The sequence below is a fragment of the Haloprofundus halophilus genome, assembly GCF_003439925.1.
GTDB classification, from domain to species: Archaea; Halobacteriota; Halobacteria; order Halobacteriales; family Haloferacaceae; genus Haloprofundus; species Haloprofundus halophilus.
This window is the reverse complement of the sequence record NZ_QQRR01000002.1, coordinates 560287-576470: the sequence shown is the minus strand read 5'-3', so window position 1 is coordinate 576470 and position 16184 is coordinate 560287. Positions and strand designations below refer to the sequence as shown.

Annotated in this window: 17 protein-coding genes; 9 read left to right on the top strand and 8 right to left on the bottom strand. The window is 65.7% G+C overall.

The features are described 5' to 3' along the window. Positions 1–71: 71 nt before the first annotated feature. The 3 genes from DV709_RS12550 to DV709_RS12540 all read right to left on the bottom strand — a co-directional run bounded on the left by DV709_RS12550 (position 72) and on the right by DV709_RS12540 (position 3295). Positions 72–707 carry a nitroreductase family protein gene (locus DV709_RS12550; RefSeq protein ID WP_117594766.1) on the bottom strand — a complete coding sequence of 212 codons (636 nt, stop codon included), beginning with the start codon at positions 705–707 and terminating at the stop codon, positions 72–74. Positions 708–807: 100 nt separating this feature from the next. Continuing rightward, positions 808–1227 carry a universal stress protein gene (locus DV709_RS12545; RefSeq protein ID WP_117594765.1) on the bottom strand — a complete coding sequence of 140 codons (420 nt, stop codon included), beginning with the start codon at positions 1225–1227 and terminating at the stop codon, positions 808–810. Between the two features lie 142 nt (positions 1228–1369). After that, positions 1370–3295 carry an ATP-binding protein gene (locus DV709_RS12540; protein ID WP_117594764.1) on the bottom strand — a complete coding sequence of 642 codons (1926 nt, stop codon included), beginning with the start codon at positions 3293–3295 and terminating at the stop codon, positions 1370–1372. A 104-nt stretch (positions 3296–3399) separates the two neighbouring features. Here DV709_RS12540 and DV709_RS12535 point away from each other — a divergent pair, with 104 nt between their 5' ends. After that, entirely contained in the window at positions 3400–3741 is a 342-nt protein-coding gene (locus DV709_RS12535) for a DUF7113 family protein (RefSeq protein WP_117594763.1), read from the top strand. Between the two features lie 15 nt (positions 3742–3756). On the opposite strand, the gene DV709_RS12530 is transcribed toward DV709_RS12535, so the two are convergent. The 4 genes from DV709_RS12530 to DV709_RS12515 all read right to left on the bottom strand — a co-directional run bounded on the left by DV709_RS12530 (position 3757) and on the right by DV709_RS12515 (position 6562). Further along, on the bottom strand, positions 3757–5013 hold the full coding sequence (locus DV709_RS12530; RefSeq protein WP_117594762.1) for a DNA double-strand break repair nuclease NurA: 1257 nt from the start codon (positions 5011–5013) through the stop codon (positions 3757–3759). A 188-nt stretch (positions 5014–5201) separates the two neighbouring features. Further along, a complete protein-coding gene (locus DV709_RS12525; protein ID WP_198665718.1) occupies positions 5202–5507 on the bottom strand; it encodes a hypothetical protein in 306 nt (101 codons plus the stop codon). 141 nt (positions 5508–5648) lie between these two features. Next, on the bottom strand, positions 5649–6074 hold the full coding sequence (locus DV709_RS12520) for a hypothetical protein (RefSeq protein WP_117594761.1): 426 nt from the start codon (positions 6072–6074) through the stop codon (positions 5649–5651). Positions 6075–6097: 23 nt separating this feature from the next. Then, positions 6098–6562, bottom strand: a complete 465-nt coding sequence (locus DV709_RS12515; RefSeq protein WP_117595310.1) for a DUF2240 family protein — start codon at positions 6560–6562, stop codon at positions 6098–6100. A gap of 145 nt (positions 6563–6707) precedes the next feature. Between DV709_RS12515 and DV709_RS12510 the strand changes: the two genes are divergently transcribed. Beyond that, on the top strand, positions 6708–7085 hold the full coding sequence (locus DV709_RS12510; protein ID WP_117594760.1) for a 30S ribosomal protein S8e: 378 nt from the start codon (positions 6708–6710) through the stop codon (positions 7083–7085). Positions 7086–7474: 389 nt separating this feature from the next. Here DV709_RS12510 and DV709_RS12505 read toward each other — a convergent pair whose 3' ends face one another. Further along, positions 7475–8476, bottom strand: coding sequence for a phosphate signaling complex PhoU family protein (locus tag DV709_RS12505; protein ID WP_117594759.1), 1002 nt, complete (start codon positions 8474–8476; stop codon positions 7475–7477). A 334-nt stretch (positions 8477–8810) separates the two neighbouring features. Here DV709_RS12505 and DV709_RS12500 point away from each other — a divergent pair, with 334 nt between their 5' ends. From DV709_RS12500 to DV709_RS12470, 7 genes are all read left to right on the top strand, one after another. Then, on the top strand, positions 8811–9842 hold the full coding sequence (locus DV709_RS12500; RefSeq protein ID WP_117594758.1) for a PstS family phosphate ABC transporter substrate-binding protein: 1032 nt from the start codon (positions 8811–8813) through the stop codon (positions 9840–9842). A gap of 99 nt (positions 9843–9941) precedes the next feature. Beyond that, complete coding sequence (gene pstC / locus DV709_RS12495; protein ID WP_117594757.1) at positions 9942–10862, top strand: phosphate ABC transporter permease subunit PstC; 921 nt, start codon at positions 9942–9944, stop codon at positions 10860–10862. Positions 10863–10902: 40 nt separating this feature from the next. Then, on the top strand, positions 10903–12528 hold the full coding sequence (gene pstA, locus DV709_RS12490) for a phosphate ABC transporter permease PstA (RefSeq protein ID WP_117594756.1): 1626 nt from the start codon (positions 10903–10905) through the stop codon (positions 12526–12528). A gap of 3 nt (positions 12529–12531) precedes the next feature. Next, the gene (gene pstB / locus DV709_RS12485) at positions 12532–13410 is read left to right on the top strand and encodes a phosphate ABC transporter ATP-binding protein PstB (RefSeq protein WP_117594755.1); all 879 of its coding nucleotides are present in this window, start codon (positions 12532–12534) and stop codon (positions 13408–13410) included. 6 nt (positions 13411–13416) lie between these two features. Continuing rightward, on the top strand, positions 13417–14082 hold the full coding sequence (gene phoU, locus DV709_RS12480) for a phosphate signaling complex protein PhoU (protein WP_117594754.1): 666 nt from the start codon (positions 13417–13419) through the stop codon (positions 14080–14082). A 320-nt stretch (positions 14083–14402) separates the two neighbouring features. Next, entirely contained in the window at positions 14403–15074 is a 672-nt protein-coding gene (phoU, locus tag DV709_RS12475) for a phosphate signaling complex protein PhoU (RefSeq protein WP_117594753.1), read from the top strand. Positions 15075–15308: 234 nt separating this feature from the next. Then, positions 15309–16043 (top strand): competence/damage-inducible protein A, encoded by a 735-nt coding sequence (locus tag DV709_RS12470; RefSeq protein WP_117594752.1) that lies wholly within the window; start codon positions 15309–15311, stop codon positions 16041–16043. Positions 16044–16184 lie beyond the last annotated feature (141 nt).

Genomic DNA, 16184 nt, shown 5'->3' with positions numbered 1-16184 from the left:
ATGAATCTTTCCGGCGCGGGCGTCCGGTACGCCGCCAGAGGGCCACGAAGACGGGGCGAACCACCGCTCGTCTACGGCGAGAACGTCTCGTAGTGGACGATCTCGTCGACCGACCGACGCAGTTTCCGCTCGTTCTCGACGTCGTCGGCGTCGTCGGGCGCGTAGCCGAGCGTCACCAGCATCACGGGTTCGTACTCGTCGTCGATGTCGAACGTCTCGACGAGCGCGTCGGCGTCGAACCCTTCGAGCGGACAGGAGGCGACGCCGTGGTTCCACGCCGCGTACATCAGCGACATCGCCACGAGCGACGTGCTCCGCGTCGTCCAGACGCGGCGCTCGGACTCGGGCATCTCGGCCATTCCTTCGACGTTCGCGCGAACCGCGTCGCGGACGTCCTCGTTCGGCAGGTAGCCTTTCTCCAACCAGTCGTCGAGTACTCGGTCGGCGTGCGCCTCGGGGTCTTTCGACCCGAGGACGACGACGCTCGCGGCCGCGTCGCCGACGTGTTCCTGCCCGCCGGCGACCTCCTGTAGCTTCGCCTTCGACGCCTCGTCGCGGAGAACGAGGAACTCCCACGGCTGGAGGTTGTACCCCGAGGGGGCGTAGCGAGCCTGCTCGAATATCGCTTCGAGCGTCTCGTCGTCGATGTCTTCGTCGGTGTACTCGTGCACGGAGCGGCGCGTCTCGATGACTTCTCTGAACTCCATCGTTCCAAGGTCGGAGCGAGAGCCCACTAAACCGGACGGTGTCCCTCGGATATTCCGGTATCTGCGTGACACGTTCGTCGGGGACGGCCGTCGTCGCCGGCTATCTGACGACGGTCACTGGCACCGGCGACTCGCGGACGACGGCCTCGGTGACGCTCCCGAGCAGTATCCGCGAGACGCCGGTTCGACCGTGGCTCCCCATCACCACGTGGTCGAACTCTCCGTCCTCGACGGCGTCGAGGATCGCTCGCGTCGGGCGTCCGACATCCGTGCGCGTCCGCACCGACTGCTCGACGATCGACGCCGCGTCCGCCAAGAGCGACGCCGACCGCTCCTTCTCGCTCTCGTACCACTCCTCGGCGCCGCTCGGAATCCCGGCGCTCGGGTTGCCTCCCGCGCCCGCCGGGTTGATGACGTGGAGTATCGTTACCTCCGCGTCGGGCCACTCCTCGGCGACGAACGAGAGCGCCGCCGTCGACTGCGGCGACCCGTCGACCGGAACGAGGATGCGTTTTGTCATACCTCGATATAGGTTCCGCTCCGAGTAAAATACGTTCCGGTGGGCGCAGAGCGCCGTCGAAGTACTCCCGGAGTAGCTGGACGAACTCCGGACGGACGAGCCTCGGGAGGCAGCGAGACGGAACCGGGGCGAAGAAAGCCGGTCAGCGCCCGTGCCGCGTCAGGCACTTCGACAGCCCGATGAGTTCGACGGGCTCGGAGTTGTCCGGCGAGTAGACGACCATCTGGCCCTTCTCCATGTACGGCACCTTGCTTTCGAGGTTCGGCGGGATGTTCACCGACTTGATGGCGTCCTCGTCGCCGAGGTTCAACACGAGTTTCGTGTTTATCTGCTTGAACACCGAGTCGGCGACGTCCTGGGGGTCCTGCGTGATGAGGAACAGCCCGAGACGCTCCTTTCGGCCCTGTTTGGCCGCCTCGGTGAACTTTCCGATGACGTTTCTGGCCTGCACGCTGTCGGCGTCGGCGAGGAAGTTGTGCGCCTCGTCCATCCCCAGCACGACCGGCGTCTCGTCGATGCGGTCGTACTCGGGGTCGTTCGAGAGCTTCTCGTCGATGAGCAGACTCGACACCGCGAGGACGACCATCTCCGCCGCGCGGCTGTTGGAGACGTGGTACGTCGGCACGACCGTGAGCCCGCCGGGTCTGACGAGCTGGTGGACCAACTCGGTGATGGGTTTGGCGTCGCCGTCGAACACGTCGTTGGCCGCTTTGGTCCGCGTCTTCCGCTTGACCGCGTCGAACGTCGCTTCGTGGACGTGGCCCGACTCGTCGAGCTCATCGCGCAGCGCCGGGTCGTCGAGGAACGACTGGAACCCCTTGTACGTCCCGGACGGGTTCTGCCGGAAGTAGCGGTCGAGTAACAGCGTGAGCGCGTTGTACTGGTTGTCGTTGAGCGCCGCGCCCGCGACGAGCCACGGCCAGCGCCGCACCATCGAGAACGGGATGGTGAAGCGGACGCGTTCGGCGCGGTGGCCCTCGCCGGGGTAGGAGGCGTCGCCGACCTGCGGGACGAACGCGAGCGTGTCGTCGTGGCCGCCGTAGGCGACGCCCTCGCGTTCGAGGCGGCGGGCGAACTCGCTATCCAATTCCGGGTTGTTGTCGTGCATCTGCGCGTACTCGTCCTGCGGGTCGAACTGAACGACCGCGGGCCGGGCCGTCCGGCCGTCGCCCATCTCGTAGGTTCGCTCTTCGGCGAGGTACTGTCGAAGCACGTTCTTCGAGGCGTGGGTCTTCCCCGACCCCGTCCCGCCGGCGACGAGCGTGTGCCGGAAGACGAGCGGGTCGCCCTCGCTGTAATCGTCCTTCACCCGGTAGTCGATGGTCGGCGGGTCGGCGGCGGTGCGGACCTTCTCGCCGCCGACCGAGAGGTGGCCCAAGAAGACGCCGTCGCCCGGAATCTTCAGTCCCGTCTTTATCTCGTCGGCGTCGGTCGCCTCCGTCACCGTCGCGCCGGGTTTGGGCACGCGGTCGGTCATCCGGCGTTTCAGTTCGCCGCCGTCTTCCCGCGGGCTCCGCCCGCTCGAATGGTCCGAGGAGCTTCGCCCCTCGCTATCTTCGTAGAGGACCGCGACGGGGTCGAGCGCCGCGACGAACTTGTAGTCGCGTTCGGGGAACTCGGTCCGGCGCATCGCGCGGCGGGCGTGAATCTCCGTCGCGTCGTCGGCCTGGAACTCCTGTGCGTACTCCAGCCCGGTGATTCGGCAGAACAGCGTCTCGTCGTCCGGGTAGGGGACGAGCAGGTACTTACCGAGGCGGACGGTGTCGCGGTTGCCGGTCGTGACGAACGCGCGGAGGGCGGTGTCGCGCTCGTCTTCGGCGACGCAGAGCCCCTGCGACACCGAGAGCGCGCCGATACCGCGGTCAGCAGTGGCCGGTTCGACGTCGAGGCGGTCGAACGACTCCTCGGCGGAGTCGGTCCCGTCCGACACGGAACCGCCGCTCCCGTCGTCGAGTCCGCCGGCGTCGGCGTCGGAGGCGCCCGCGTCGGCGGCGTCGGTCCGCGACTCGGCGGACGAGTCGCCGTCGTCGTCGGGGTCGAAGTCGGTGAAGTCACCGAGGTTAGACATATCTCGGGACACGACGGCCCCCTTGATGGACCTTTCCCTCCGGCGGACGACTCGGTGGAAGCGTTCGGACTACCGCTTTTTACGCTCGCGCACGTACGTCGGGTATGCTTCTGGTTCGCGGTTCGGGCGGCGGGACGGCGCTCACCGGCACGGTTTTCGAGCGCGGCGAGACCGCGCCGTCGTTCAAGGGCGCGCCCGACGAGGACGCGCCGTACGTCTGGGTCTGCGACGAGTTCTACGAGGTCGAAAGCGGCGGTTCGCCGACCGAGATCGACGGCGAGACGATTCGCGTCGCCTTCGAGTCGCCGATGCCCCGCGGATTCGACACGCGAGACCAGGCGCTGGCGGCGGCGAAGGAACACATCCGGACGCAGTTCGCGCGCGTCGGCGTCGCCGAAGGCGACGTGACGATAGCAGTCGAGAAGGCAGAGCCCGGTCGTCGGTGAGTACACCACCCGCCCTCAGAACAGCCCTCCCCAGCGGATACCGTCGTAGGTGCGGACGTACTCGGTGCCGACGTCTTCGGCCAACTTCCGCCGGAGCGACGCCTTCTCGTGGGCGCTGATTCGGGCGAGCTCGTCGGCCTTCGTGACCGCGGGCGGCGGGCCGCGGGCCCCGGCGACGTCGTGGAGAATCTGTCGCGCGAGTCTCGCGCGGCGTTCGGCGTCGCGGGTGAACGCGTACGGCGCTTCGACTTTGTAGAGCACGCCGTGTCGCGGGTCGTAGAGGACGAAGAACGTCACCTCGTACAGTTCCGGATCGAGTTTCCTTTCGACGCCGAGAGCGTCGCCGTCGGCTGCGAGCGTCCGGTCCGACCCGCCGCGGGAGACGAACCACGAGGTGAACGTGAGGTCGTCGGTCAGGCGCGTCGTCTCTCCGGCGGCGTCCGGCCGGGTTCGCCGCTCTAACAGCCGGGAGAACAGCGCCGTATCGTCGGCCCAGGGCGCGTCGACGCCTTTCGTCTGCAGCGTCCGAGTGACGAGCTTCGAGATCGGGTTCTTGACGAAGCCGACCAGCGGCACGTCGCGCTCGACGAACCGCTCGACGAGTCGAACGTAGTTCTCCACGATGTGGCGCGGTTTCGCCTCCTCGGCGAGTTCGCGGAGTTCGGCGTCCCGGTCCCGCCAGTTGAACAGCTCCTTCGGGTAGATGGGACCGTCGAGAATCAGGAGGTCGGAGACGTCGTCGGCGTGCCGGAGCGCGTGCTCGCTCTCGGCGAGGTACAGCGACAGCGCGTGGACGACGCCCTCTGCGTACCGGTTCACGTTGGGCGCTTGGAGCACCCGGAGGCGACTGTACGCCTCGTCGTGGGTCTGCCACTCGGTGCCGAGTTTCGCGTAGCGGTCGTTCGTGTGCGTCGTGAGGACGATGCTGCGCGAGCGATGCAGGTCGAGGTCCGAGGGGACGCTCGCCATCGCGGCGTGCGCCATGTCGAGAACCAACCCGTTCTCGAACGTGGTCGGGTTGATCGTTCCCGAGTCGAGGCCGTGAACCGTCTCGAACGGCCGGTCGGTGAGGGCGACGTCGTCGACGTCGGCGGCGCGCAGCGACTGCTCGCCGAGCGGTTCGACGACCGTCCGGCCGTCGTACCGCAGCGGGTCCAACCACTCGTCCCACACCGTCCGCGCGAGGTCCGTGTGGTCGCCGTCGTCGACGTTCTCCGCGAGTTCGCGGGCGAGCGCCGCGATGCCGTCGACGTGGACGGGGTCGAGGGTCATACCCCCGACTGGGTGCTTCATCCGATAAAAAGCCACGCGGTCGCTCGTCGACGGTCGGGCGGAGTGGCAGCCAGTCGCAGCGACGGCGGCGAGAGTTGCGCGGCGTTGCGGGGGTTCGGAGGATTCGGAGGGTTCGAGCGTTTCGAGCGTTTCGAGCGCTTCGCGGTCCGTCTCGGTCGGTGAGCGCCTCAGTCGGCGTTCTGCGGGGCCGAACGCGGCGACGGCGACTCGGAACCGATATCGAACTGGTCGCTGTACGGGTGCGGCGAGCGCAACAGGGCGATGAGACTCCACATGACGCCGGTCAGAAGCGACCCGACCGCCGAGAGCGTCATGCCGAGCGTGAAGAACGTGGTTCCGTAGACGATGCCGATAGTGGCGGAGGGGAGCGTCGTCCCGAGCGGGACGTTCGCCATCGAGTCGCGCAGCGTCGGCACGAGGACGATGAGCGAAAAGACGCTGCCAGCCAAGAAGATGAGGTCTTGCCACATCATCGGTTCAACACTCCTGCGGGGTTTTCGGAGGAAATCTTACTCATCGAATAGAAGCAGACGACTGCCTTTGAAAAGACTTACTCATTGTTGAGTAAATACAATCGTGACGGTTCGATTTGTCAGCGAGTGTCGTGGTCGGCCTCAGTCGTCGCGGGCGAGAACCGCCTCGAACACCGGGAGAATCCACTTGACCTGCGCGCCGTCTTCGACGAACGTGAGCGTTCGCGGGGGTCGAACCGCCTTCGGCCGGACGCGGAGGTGCTCCGTTTCGGCGGCTTCGGCCGCCGTCGTCGGTTCGACGAGGAACTCCACGCGTGCGCGGTCGGACTGGACGTACACCTCGGCGAGTCGGAGCCGGTTCTCGTCGGCGCTGTCGGCGTCCGCGTCGGCAGCGTACGACTCAGTGTCAACGGCGTCGACGGCGTAGGCGAACGCGCCGTCGACCGTCGCTTCGACGTCCGGGTCGGCGTCGACGACGCGAAGTCGCGCGGAGGAGCCGCCGCCTTCGAGTTCGGAGGCCAGTAGCTGTGCGATGCGCTTCCCGTCGATGGGTCGGTCGTCGGCCATGCGGGGAGAAGGCGCGTCTCGGGTTACTCGGCTTCGGTTTCGGTCAGGTCGGCCCGGACGGCGCCGGCGACGTCGTCGACGTCGACGCCCTCGCTGCGGGCGGTGAGTACCGCTGCGGTCTCGAGCGTCACGCCGAGGCGGTGCTGGCGCTCGTTGGCCGTCGCGACCGCGCGCTGCTTGTCGACGCCGGCGGCGACCATCGCGTCGAGGATGCGCTCGAACGTCGACTGCTCGCGGAGGATGGACTCGTCGGGAACGAACTCGCGCGGGATTTCCACGTCGTCGGGGTCGAACGCGGGGACGAGGTCGCCGCTGCCCTCGTCGCGGTCGAGCAGGCCGCGGCCGACCGCCACGTCGACGAGGCGTTTCGCCTGGTCCGGCGAGAACCACCCGCGGTCCAGCGACAGCACGACGACGAACTCGCCCTCGCCGAGGCGTTCGCTCCCGCGCTGGCGAAACGGGACGGCCGTCGCGGTCTGCAGACTCATGAGCGAGACCACGGCGGCGGCGGTCACTAAAGTTTGCTACTCGCGGCGCGTTCGAGAGTGCTCCGCGCGAACCGGCGCGTGCGTCGTCTGAGTCCGGCGATGCAAGTTCGAGCGATTCAAGTAGTTGCTGGCAGTTCTTCGGGGTATGAAGGACCAAGGACGCTCCCAGCGGAAGCGAACCGGCGGTCGCCTCCGACCGTCCAGCAACAAGAAGCGCTACCAGCTCGGTCGTGAACCGGCCGAGACCACCGTCGGCGAACCCCGATTCCGGACCATCGACTCCCGGGGCAGCAACACGAAGACCCGCGCGCTGGCGACGAACGTCGCGCAGGTCGCCCAGGGCGGCGAGGTCGGCCAAGCCGACATCGAGAACGTCGTCGACAACCCCTCGAACGTCAACTACGCGCGCCGAAACATCATCACGAAAGGCGCAATCATCGACACCTCCGCCGGTCGCGCACGCGTGACCTCCCGTCCGGGCCAGACCGGACAGGTCAACGCCGTGCTCGTCGACGAGGAATAGAACGCCCACCTTTTACGCTGCGGGCTGCCTCCGGCAGCCCTCGGTAAAAGCTGGACCAAAAGCACTCCTCCTTCGCTCCACTTCGTTCCGCTCAGTCGTCGGCCCGCTCGCTCACGCCGGGAGAGCGAAGCTCTCCCGAGCTCTCGTTCGCCTTCGGCTCACGAGAACTCCGTTCGCTCGCGGAACGATGAGTCGGCGATAACCAACTTCGGCTACTGTAGACGAGCAGTTCTACCACGAGCGAGGGCGTAGCCCGAGCGAGTGGGCCGAGGAGAGAACGGAAGCCGCGAAGCGGCTGGAGTGAACGACGAGCGCTTTTGGTCCAGCTTTTACCGAGCGGACGGCGAAGCCGTCCGCGCAGCGTAAAAGGTGGGCGTCAAAAGGTGGCGTTACGGCGTGGGCGCGGCCTTCTGCAGCGCCGTCTCGGCGATGTTGCCGCCGTAGTCGGCGCTGCGCGAGAGCGAGTCGACGATGAGACCGAGCATCTGCGCGCGGACGGGGTCGAGGTCGCGGAGCAGTTCGTCGATAGTGCGCGCGTGCTCGTCGATCTCTTGAACGGACTCGCGGGCCTCGTTGGCGACTTCGGTCGCTTCGACGCTGTCGTCCGAGAAGAGGGCGTCCATCCCCGCGTCGACGACGGTGGTCGCGTCCTCGTGCAGTTCCCAGAGCGCGTCGAGCACGTCGTCCTGAACCGGTTCCTCGATGTTGAGCGTCAGATGCGCGATCTTCGTCGCGTGGTCGGCGATGCGTTCGAGCTGCCGGGCGGAGGAGTGGTAGTCGAAACAGACCTCCCGCGGGAGCCCCAGTTCTTCGGCGGCTTTCGGCGTCCGAAGCGTCGCGCGGAAGATGCGCGAGACGACCATGTAGAGGCGGTCGACGTCGTCGTCGCGTTGGATGACGTCTTGCGCCATATCCATGTCGAGTTCGGCGAGCGCGCTCACCGCGTCTTCGAGCATCGACAGCGCGATGAGTCGCATCCGGGTGACGGCGTTGTGAATCGACAGCTCCGAGGAGTCCAGCAGGTCGCGGATGACGATGCGGTCGCGGGTCTCCTCTAACACTTCGAGGCCGACGAGCCCCTGCGTCGCTTCCCGGACGGTCCGCCGCTGGTCGTTCGTGATGCGGCCGCTCTCGAGGGCGATGACGTCGAAGCCGCTGACGTACATCGTCATCACCGCGCGGACGAGTTCCTGGCCCTCCAACTTCGAGATGTCGAGCGTGCCCTCGGTCCGTTCCTCCTCGGTCCGTGGCGTCAAGAACAGCGAGTCCCCCTCCGGGTAGAACTCGACTTCGCTTCCGGCACTGACACCGTTTTCGGTCGCCCACTCTTTCGGAATCGATACCGTGTACGTCGACCCGCCCGTCACCTGCACCTTTCGCGTCTCGACCATGAGAGAAGGTGGGGCATCGCCATAATAAATCTGTCCCTCATCTATATATTGTAGTGGCAAGATACAGCGAGATACCTATCTTCGACGACCGGTGTCGGACCGGTCTCTTTCCGGCCTCCTCCGGAAAGCGTCCGTTACGAGACGTTCCCGAAGTACTGTTTTCGATTAACGGAGAAAAGAAGGATTTAAGCAGGGATTGTCGGCGGTATCCGTTTGAACCGACGACGCGTGGGTGCGCCTCGTACACCGATTGCGGTGGATAGTGATTCACGTACATAACGCTATATAGCTGTCATAGCAGGGTACTTATGTCTCACTCGGCCATGAACGATTGATGACGCAACAGACGTCGGGCGAGAGGGGCGGCGTATCACGGCGTAAGTTCCTCGTCGGCGCAGGAACGGCGGGGGTAGTCGGCGTCGCCGGCTGTACCACAAATCCCGGTGCAAGTTCTGGCGGTTCCAACGGGAACGGGAGCTCCGGAGACGGCTCCGGGGGCGGCGGCTCCGGTGACCTCTCCGGCGAGGTCATCATCAAAGGTAGCAGTACGGTTTATCCGGTCTCCGAGGCGATGGCCGAGGAGTTCATGAAGGAACACGACGTGAACGTCTCGGTCGACTCGACCGGCAGCGGTGGCGGCTTCGAGAACCACTTCTGCCCCGGAAACGCCGACATCAACGGCGCGTCGCGTCCGATAAAGGAGACCGAAGTCCAGAGCTGCGGCGACAACGGCGTCGAGCCCGTCGAGTTCCAGGTCGCCAGCGACGCGCTGACGGTCGCCGTCAACAACGACGCCGACTGGGTCGACTGCCTGAGTTTCGAGCAGCTCTCGCAGATCTGGCGTCCGGACGGCGCGCAGAAGTGGAGCGATATCAACTCCGACTGGCCCGACGAGGAGTTCGAGCTCTACGGGCCGGCCTCGTCGTCCGGGACGTTCGACTGGTTCATCGACAACGTCATCCAAGACGCTGACACGATACGCGACGACTACGAACCCACCGAGAACGACAACCGCATCATCCAGGGTATCCAGGGCTCGGAGTACGCGATGGGCTTCTTCGGATACGCCTACTACGAGGAGAACCGGGACAACGTCAAGGCGGTCAAGATAAAGGAGAGTGAGGACGGCAGTTGCACGGAGCCGAGCATCGAGAACGCCAAGAGCGGCGACTACCCGATGGCGCGGCCCCTGTTCATCTACGCGGCGCAGTCCTCGCTCGAGGAGAAAGAACAGGTCTACGCGTTCACGGAGTACTACCTCGAACAGGCCGAGACGGACCTCGTCAGTCGGATTGGGTACGTTCCCTCCAGCGCGGAGCTACGCGACGAGAACCTGAGCAAGCTCGAACAGTACAGCGGCGAGTAAGTCGGGTCGGAGAGACCCCGATTTCAGCGGATAGACACGTACACACGACCGAAAACGAATCATGCCGCTTTTCAAGATGCACGACACAGTCACCACAAGATGAGCCAGGAAAGTAACACACCCGACTTCGTCGGTCGTTCGGGGATCCGCTCTGCGCGGGAGCAGAGCATCAAGTGGCTGTTGTTCGGTTGTGCCGCACTGTCGGTGGCGGTCACGGCCGCCATCGTCGCGACGCTCCTGTTCGACGCCGTGGACTTCTTCCTCGCCGTATCACCGCTGAACTTCTTCCTCGGTACGTCGTGGAGTCCGACGATACAGCAGGAGTTCGGCGTTCTCCCGCTCGTCGCCGGAACCCTGTTCGTGACCGCGCTCTCGGCGCTCATCGCCATCCCGGTCGGCGTCGCGTCGGCGACGTATCTGAGCGAGTACGCCAGCACCAAGACGCGGTCGGTGATCAAGCCGGCCCTCGAAATCCTGGCCGGAATCCCGACGGTCGTCTACGGGTACTTCGCCCTGGTTTATCTCACGCCCGCGCTCGAGTGGCTCGGACTCCCACTGAGCACGTTCAACGCGCTCAGCGCCTCCATCATGATCGGCATCATGATCGTCCCGATGGTGTCGAGTCTGAGCGAGGACGCGATGAGCGCCGTCCCCGACTCGCTCCGGCAGGCCGGGTACGGGATGGGCGCGACGAAACTGGAGGTGTCGACCGGTGTCGTCATTCCGGCGGCGGCGTCCGGCATCTTCTCGTCGTTCATCCTCGCGCTCTCGCGGGCCATCGGCGAGACGATGATCGTCGTCGTCGCCGCCGGGATGCGCCCTCGGCTCGTCCCGAGCCCGTTCGAGTCGCTCGAGGTGATGACCGCCGCGATGGTCCAGCTCGTGACGACGGACATCGCGGGCGGGTCGACCGCCTACAAGGCGATGTTCGCCATCGGAATCACGCTGTTCACTATCACGTTCGCAATGAATCTCGCCAGTACGTTCGTCGCGTCGCGGTACCGGGAGGAGTACCAATGAGTCGCCGAACCGCCGGCGCGTCGATGGAGGGGTGCCGCTGATGGCGGCCGAGACCGAGGGAGCGACCGGCGACTGGTTCGGCGACGCCGAACGAATCAGCCGTCTCCCGGGGAAAGTGTTCGCGGCGGCCTGTCTGTCGGCGACGCTGTTCGGCATCGTGATGGTCGCCGGACTGCTCGTCTACGTGACGAAGGACGCGATTCGGCCGTTCACCGCGAACCCGGGGTGGTTCCTCGTGTTCTTCCTGACGTTCGTCCTCCCGTCGACGGCGTTGCTCGGCTACTTCAGGCGGCGCGGCGACGGCGAGGCGACCGTCGCGCTGACCGCGCTCGGCGTCCCGCTGTTCGGCTCGCTACTCGGTAGCGGCGTGTTGCTGCTGTTCATCGACGTGCTCAGCATTGTCGAGTGGCTGGCGTTCGTCGTCGCCGCCGTCGTCACCGGGGGTGTCCTTCTCGGTCACAGGCGGGCCCGAACGAGAGCGTCGTTCCTCGAAGAGGCGGTCGTCGCCGTCGTCGCGCTCTTCGTACTCGCGCCGGTGACGTTCGAGTTCGTCGCCACCTTCCCGACCGTTCCGCAAGCGTGGCTCATCTACCTGCTCACGTTCGGTCTCGGCGGAGCGGTCGTCGGTGGGCTGATCGTCGCCCGGCGGCGAAACGACCAGCGCGCCGGCCTCGTCGCCGGGGGCGCGCTACTGGCGACGGTCACCGCCGGCGTGTTCATCGACCCCTCGACCGGAATCACACCGCCGGTGTGGGTCATCCTCTTCACGTTCGCGGGGGTGCCGACGGCGCTGTACGTCGAGGGCGTCGTCCGCCGTCGGGACCACCGTCCCGTCGGCCTCGCGTTCCCGCTGGTCGCCATCGCCGGGATACTCCTCGGTGCGGTACTGGTCGAGATGCTCGGATTCGCCGGGCCGGAAGCGTGGCTCGATCTCCAGTTCCTCACCAGCGCGAACTCGCGGTTCCCCGAGGAGGCGGGCATCTATCCGGCGCTCATCGGGTCGGTGATGATGATGGTCGTCGTCGCCGTTTCGTCGTTCCCCATCGGCGTCGGCGCGGCGCTGTACCTCGAAGAGTACGCGCCGAGCGACGGCCCACTCGGCGTCGTCGTGAAGTTCATCGAGATAAACATCGCGAACCTCGCGGGCGTCCCGTCGGTCGTCTACGGGTTGCTGGGGTTGGCGCTGTTCGTCAACTGGCTCAACTTCGCCAGCGGTATCGTCGTCGTCGGCGGGATGACCGTCGGACTGCTCATCCTGCCCATCATCATCATCTCGGCGCAGGAGGCGATCCGAGCGGTTCCGGGGTCGCTCAGACAGGCGTCCTACGGGATGGGTGCGACCCGCTGGCAGACGATTCGTCGGGTCGTCCTTCCCGAGGCGCTGCCGGGCATCCTCACGGGGAGTATCCTCGCGTTCGGTCGCGCCATCGGGGAGACGGCACCGCTTCTGATGATCGGTGCCGCCGCGTCGGTGTTCCAACCACCGGGCGGCTTCTTCGACATCTTCAGCGCGATGCCGCGTCAGATCTACGCCTGGGTCGGTCAGCCGTCCCAGGAGTTCCAGTACGGCGTGATGGCGGCGGGCGTCGTCACGCTTCTCGTCGTCATGTTGTCTATGAACGCCGCAGCGATACTTATCCGCAACAAATATGAGCGGAGGTCGTGAACAATGAGTAAGGATACTATGACTACGTCCGAACAAGACACCGAGAGCGGCAGTAGCGTCGAATCGCAAACGTCGCCGCGTCCCGGTTCGGGGGTAGTCGACAGCACCGAGCAGAACCGTTCCCAGCGCGCCGAGACGGTCGTCTCGTCCAAGGACCTCGACGTGTTCTACGGCGACACGCAGGCGCTACAGGGCATCGACATCGAAATCCCGAAGCGACAGGTGACCGCGATGATCGGTCCGTCCGGCTGCGGGAAGTCGACGTTCCTCCGGTGTATCAACCGGATGAACGACCTCATCGAATCCTGTCGTATCGACGGCGAGCTACGGTTCGAGGGCAAGAACGTCTACGACGACGACGTCGACCCCGTCGCGCTTCGCCGCCGTATCGGGATGGTGTTCCAGTCGCCGAACCCGTTCCCGAAGAGCATCTACGAGAACGTCGCTTACGGCCTCAAGATACAGGGCAAGACCGAGAACTTGGACGAGAAGGTCGAGAACGCCCTCAAGTCGGCGGCGCTGTGGGACGAGGTGAAGGACCGCCTCGACGAGTCCGGTCTCGACCTCTCGGGCGGTCAACAGCAGCGACTCTGCATCGCCCGCGCCATCGCCGTCGACCCCGACGTCATCCTGATGGACGAGCCGGCCTCGGCGCTCGACCCGGTCGCCACCTCGCAGGTCGAAGACCTCATCGCCGACCTCGCGGAGGACTACACCGTCGTCATCGTCACACACAACATGCAGCAGGCGGCGCGCATCTCCGACAAGACCGCGGTGTTCCTCACCGGCGGCGAACTCGTCGAGTTCGGCGACACTCAGCGGATATTCGAGAACCCGGACAGCCAGCGCGTCGAAGATTACATCACCGGCAAGTTCGGGTAACCGACCGTGCCGCGCGAGCAGTTCCAGCGCGAACTCGACGACCTGCGCGACGAGGTGCTCACCATGGGTGAGGCCGTCGTCTCCCGCCTTCGAAAGGCGCTTTCGGCGCTCGAAGCCCGCGACTCCGAGAGAGCGCGGTCGCTCGCGGAGCGTGACCACGAGATCAACGAGTGGTATCTCCGACTCGAGAGCCGCTGTGTCGACCTCCTCGCGCTCCAGCAACCCGTCGCGGGCGATCTCCGTCTCGTCGTCGCTTCGTTCAAGATCATCACCGACCTCGAACGCATCGCCGACCTGGTGACGAACATCTGCGGGTACCACCTCTCGCGGGAGCGCGAACTGTTCCCGGAGGTGAATCTCCAGGACCTCGGAGACATCGCCGCGGAGATGGTCGAGGACGCACTGGCGGCGTACGCAGGCGCCGACGCCGACGCCTGCTACGCGGTCGCCGACCGCGACGACGAACTCGACGGCCTCTGCGAACGCGTCGGCGAACTCGTCGTCCGCGACCTCGTCGAATCCGCCCCCGACGACCGAAGCGGGTCGCTGTTCGGCGAAGTGAACCGATTCCTGCTCACGGTCCGCGACATCGAGCGCGTCGGCGACCACGCGGTCAACATCGCCGCCCGCACGCTCTACATGGTCGAAAGCGACGACGCGCTCATCTACTAAACCTCGACCTTTGTACTGCGTCGGGTGTGTTCGCTCCGTCTGCGGGCGACCTACGAGTCGCCCGCACGGCCTGCGAGACCTCTGGTCTCGCTTCGCTCACACACCGCGCCTTGCAAAAAGCTCGGCCAAAAAGGGCCGCTCGCTCACTCGCGCCGCTCGTTCGCTCGCGGTACGAGGGTCCGAACACTCACCGCTCGTCCACTCATCGCTCGTCCACCCACCGCTCGGTCCCCGCAGAACCGCCCACGGTCGAAACAAACGGGCCGCGGTGACCGACTCAGGCACAACATACATTACACCGACCGACGCATGTCGGAGGTATGCCGCGAAACGAATACCAATCTCAACTCGAATCTCTCCGCGAGGACGTTCTCTACATGAGCGAAGTGGTCAGCGAACGCCTGCGGATGGGAATGGACGCGCTCGAACAGAAGGACGAACAGCTCGCCGAGGAGATCATCGAGGGCGACGCCGAGATAAACCGGATGTACCTCGACCTCGAACAGCAGTGTATCGACCTCATCGCCCTCCAACAGCCGGTCGCGGGCGACCTCCGCTTCATCGCGGCGTCGTTCAAAATCATCACCGACCTCGAACGCATCGCCGACCTGGCGACGAACCTCGGCGGCTACGCCAAGAGCGCCGAGCGCGACGTGTTCCCGGACGTCGACATCCAACGGATCGGCGACCTCACGCTGGAGATGCTCAGCGCGGCGATGGACGCGTACGACCGCGACGACCCCGACGCCTGTTACGACATCGCCGACCGAGACGACGACCTCGACGCGATGTGCGAGGCCGCGAGCGAAATCGTCGTCCGCGACCTCATCGAAGCCGACACCACCGACAGCGGAAACATCGAGAGTCGGATGCAGGACGTCTCTCGGCTCCTGCTCACGGTCCGCGACCTCGAACGCGTCGGCGACCACACGGTCAACATCGCCGCGCGCACGCTCTACATGATCGAAAACGACGACGCGCTCATCTACTAGAACCTTTTACACTGCGTTCGGGCGGCTGCGCCGCCCTCACTCGGCAAAAGGTTCATCAAAAACACTCCTTCCTCGCTTCGGCCTTTGGCCTCCGCTCGGTCGTCGGTCCGCTCGTTCGCTTCGCTCACTCGCGGTACAGTGAACACATGCGCACCGTACAGCACCGCCCCGCGACTGCACTACCCCGCCTGCCGCCGGACCAACGCTTAATCGGCCGTAGCCCACAGTACGGACATGGACGTGGCGATTCTCACGGTCGGCGACGAACTGCTGGCCGGAGATACGGAGAACACGAACGCGACGTGGTTAGCGCGGCAGTTGACCGAGCGAGGCGCGACGGTGACGCGCATTCTCACCGTCCCCGACGTTGAGTCGGTCATCGCCGACGCCGTCAGGAGGTGGAGCGACGACTACGACGCCGTCGTCGTAACCGGCGGCCTCGGCGGCACCCACGACGATTTGACGATGGACGGCGTCGCCGAGGCGTTCGGTGTCTCGCTCGTCGTCGACGAGGAGGCGAGAGAGGATATCTTAGAGACCGTCGCCGCGTTCCGCGAGGCGAATCCGGAACTCGCCGAGAACTACGACCTCCGGATAGACGCCGACGCGCAGGCGTCGATTCCCGACGGCGCGCGACCGCTTCTCAACCCCGCCGGGCTCTCGCCGGGCTGCGTGATGGAGAACGTCTACGTCCTCCCCGGTATCCCGGACGAGATGCGCGCGATGTTCGACCGCGTCGCCGACGAGTTCGGCGGCGACGTCACCTCCGAGACGCTCCGGACACCCGCCCCCGAGGGCGCGGTGACCTCACAGCTCGCGCAGGTCCGCGACCAGTACGACGTCGCCGTCGGCAGCTACCCCTCTCGCGGCGAGGAGTACAACCGAATCAAAGTCACGAGCCAGGACCCCGGGGCCGTCGACGCGGCGGTGACGTGGCTCCGCGAGCACGTCGAGATCGTCGAAGAGTAGCGGCGTTAGCGCTGTTACAAGCTGTTGTACCGCGAGCGAACGCAGTGAGCGAGCGGGCCGAGGAGAGAATGGAGCGAGTGAAACGAGCGAAATGAGCGACGAGTGCTTTTGGTGAACCTTTTGCGCTACGGGCGCGCGCCG

What these genes read in the sequence shown, in the direction of transcription:
- DV709_RS12550 (WP_117594766.1), bottom strand. Translation starts at nt 707, where the DNA reads ATGGAGTTCAGAGAAGTCATCGAGACGCGCCGCTCCGTGCACGAGTAC.
- DV709_RS12545 (WP_117594765.1), bottom strand. Translation starts at nt 1,227, where the DNA reads ATGACAAAACGCATCCTCGTTCCGGTCGACGGGTCGCCGCAGTCGACG.
- DV709_RS12540 (WP_117594764.1), bottom strand. Translation starts at nt 3,295, where the DNA reads ATGTCTAACCTCGGTGACTTCACCGACTTCGACCCCGACGACGACGGC.
- DV709_RS12535 (WP_117594763.1), top strand. Translation starts at nt 3,400, where the DNA reads ATGCTTCTGGTTCGCGGTTCGGGCGGCGGGACGGCGCTCACCGGCACG.
- DV709_RS12530 (WP_117594762.1), bottom strand. Translation starts at nt 5,013, where the DNA reads ATGACCCTCGACCCCGTCCACGTCGACGGCATCGCGGCGCTCGCCCGC.
- DV709_RS12525 (WP_198665718.1), bottom strand. Translation starts at nt 5,507, where the DNA reads ATGATGTGGCAAGACCTCATCTTCTTGGCTGGCAGCGTCTTTTCGCTC.
- DV709_RS12520 (WP_117594761.1), bottom strand. Translation starts at nt 6,074, where the DNA reads ATGGCCGACGACCGACCCATCGACGGGAAGCGCATCGCACAGCTACTG.
- DV709_RS12515 (WP_117595310.1), bottom strand. Translation starts at nt 6,562, where the DNA reads ATGAGTCTGCAGACCGCGACGGCCGTCCCGTTTCGCCAGCGCGGGAGC.
- DV709_RS12510 (WP_117594760.1), top strand. Translation starts at nt 6,708, where the DNA reads ATGAAGGACCAAGGACGCTCCCAGCGGAAGCGAACCGGCGGTCGCCTC.
- DV709_RS12505 (WP_117594759.1), bottom strand. Translation starts at nt 8,476, where the DNA reads ATGGTCGAGACGCGAAAGGTGCAGGTGACGGGCGGGTCGACGTACACG.
- DV709_RS12500 (WP_117594758.1), top strand. Translation starts at nt 8,811, where the DNA reads ATGACGCAACAGACGTCGGGCGAGAGGGGCGGCGTATCACGGCGTAAG.
- pstC (WP_117594757.1), top strand. Translation starts at nt 9,942, where the DNA reads ATGAGCCAGGAAAGTAACACACCCGACTTCGTCGGTCGTTCGGGGATC.
- pstA (WP_117594756.1), top strand. Translation starts at nt 10,903, where the DNA reads ATGGCGGCCGAGACCGAGGGAGCGACCGGCGACTGGTTCGGCGACGCC.
- pstB (WP_117594755.1), top strand. Translation starts at nt 12,532, where the DNA reads ATGAGTAAGGATACTATGACTACGTCCGAACAAGACACCGAGAGCGGC.
- phoU (WP_117594753.1), top strand. Translation starts at nt 14,403, where the DNA reads ATGCCGCGAAACGAATACCAATCTCAACTCGAATCTCTCCGCGAGGAC.
- DV709_RS12470 (WP_117594752.1), top strand. Translation starts at nt 15,309, where the DNA reads ATGGACGTGGCGATTCTCACGGTCGGCGACGAACTGCTGGCCGGAGAT.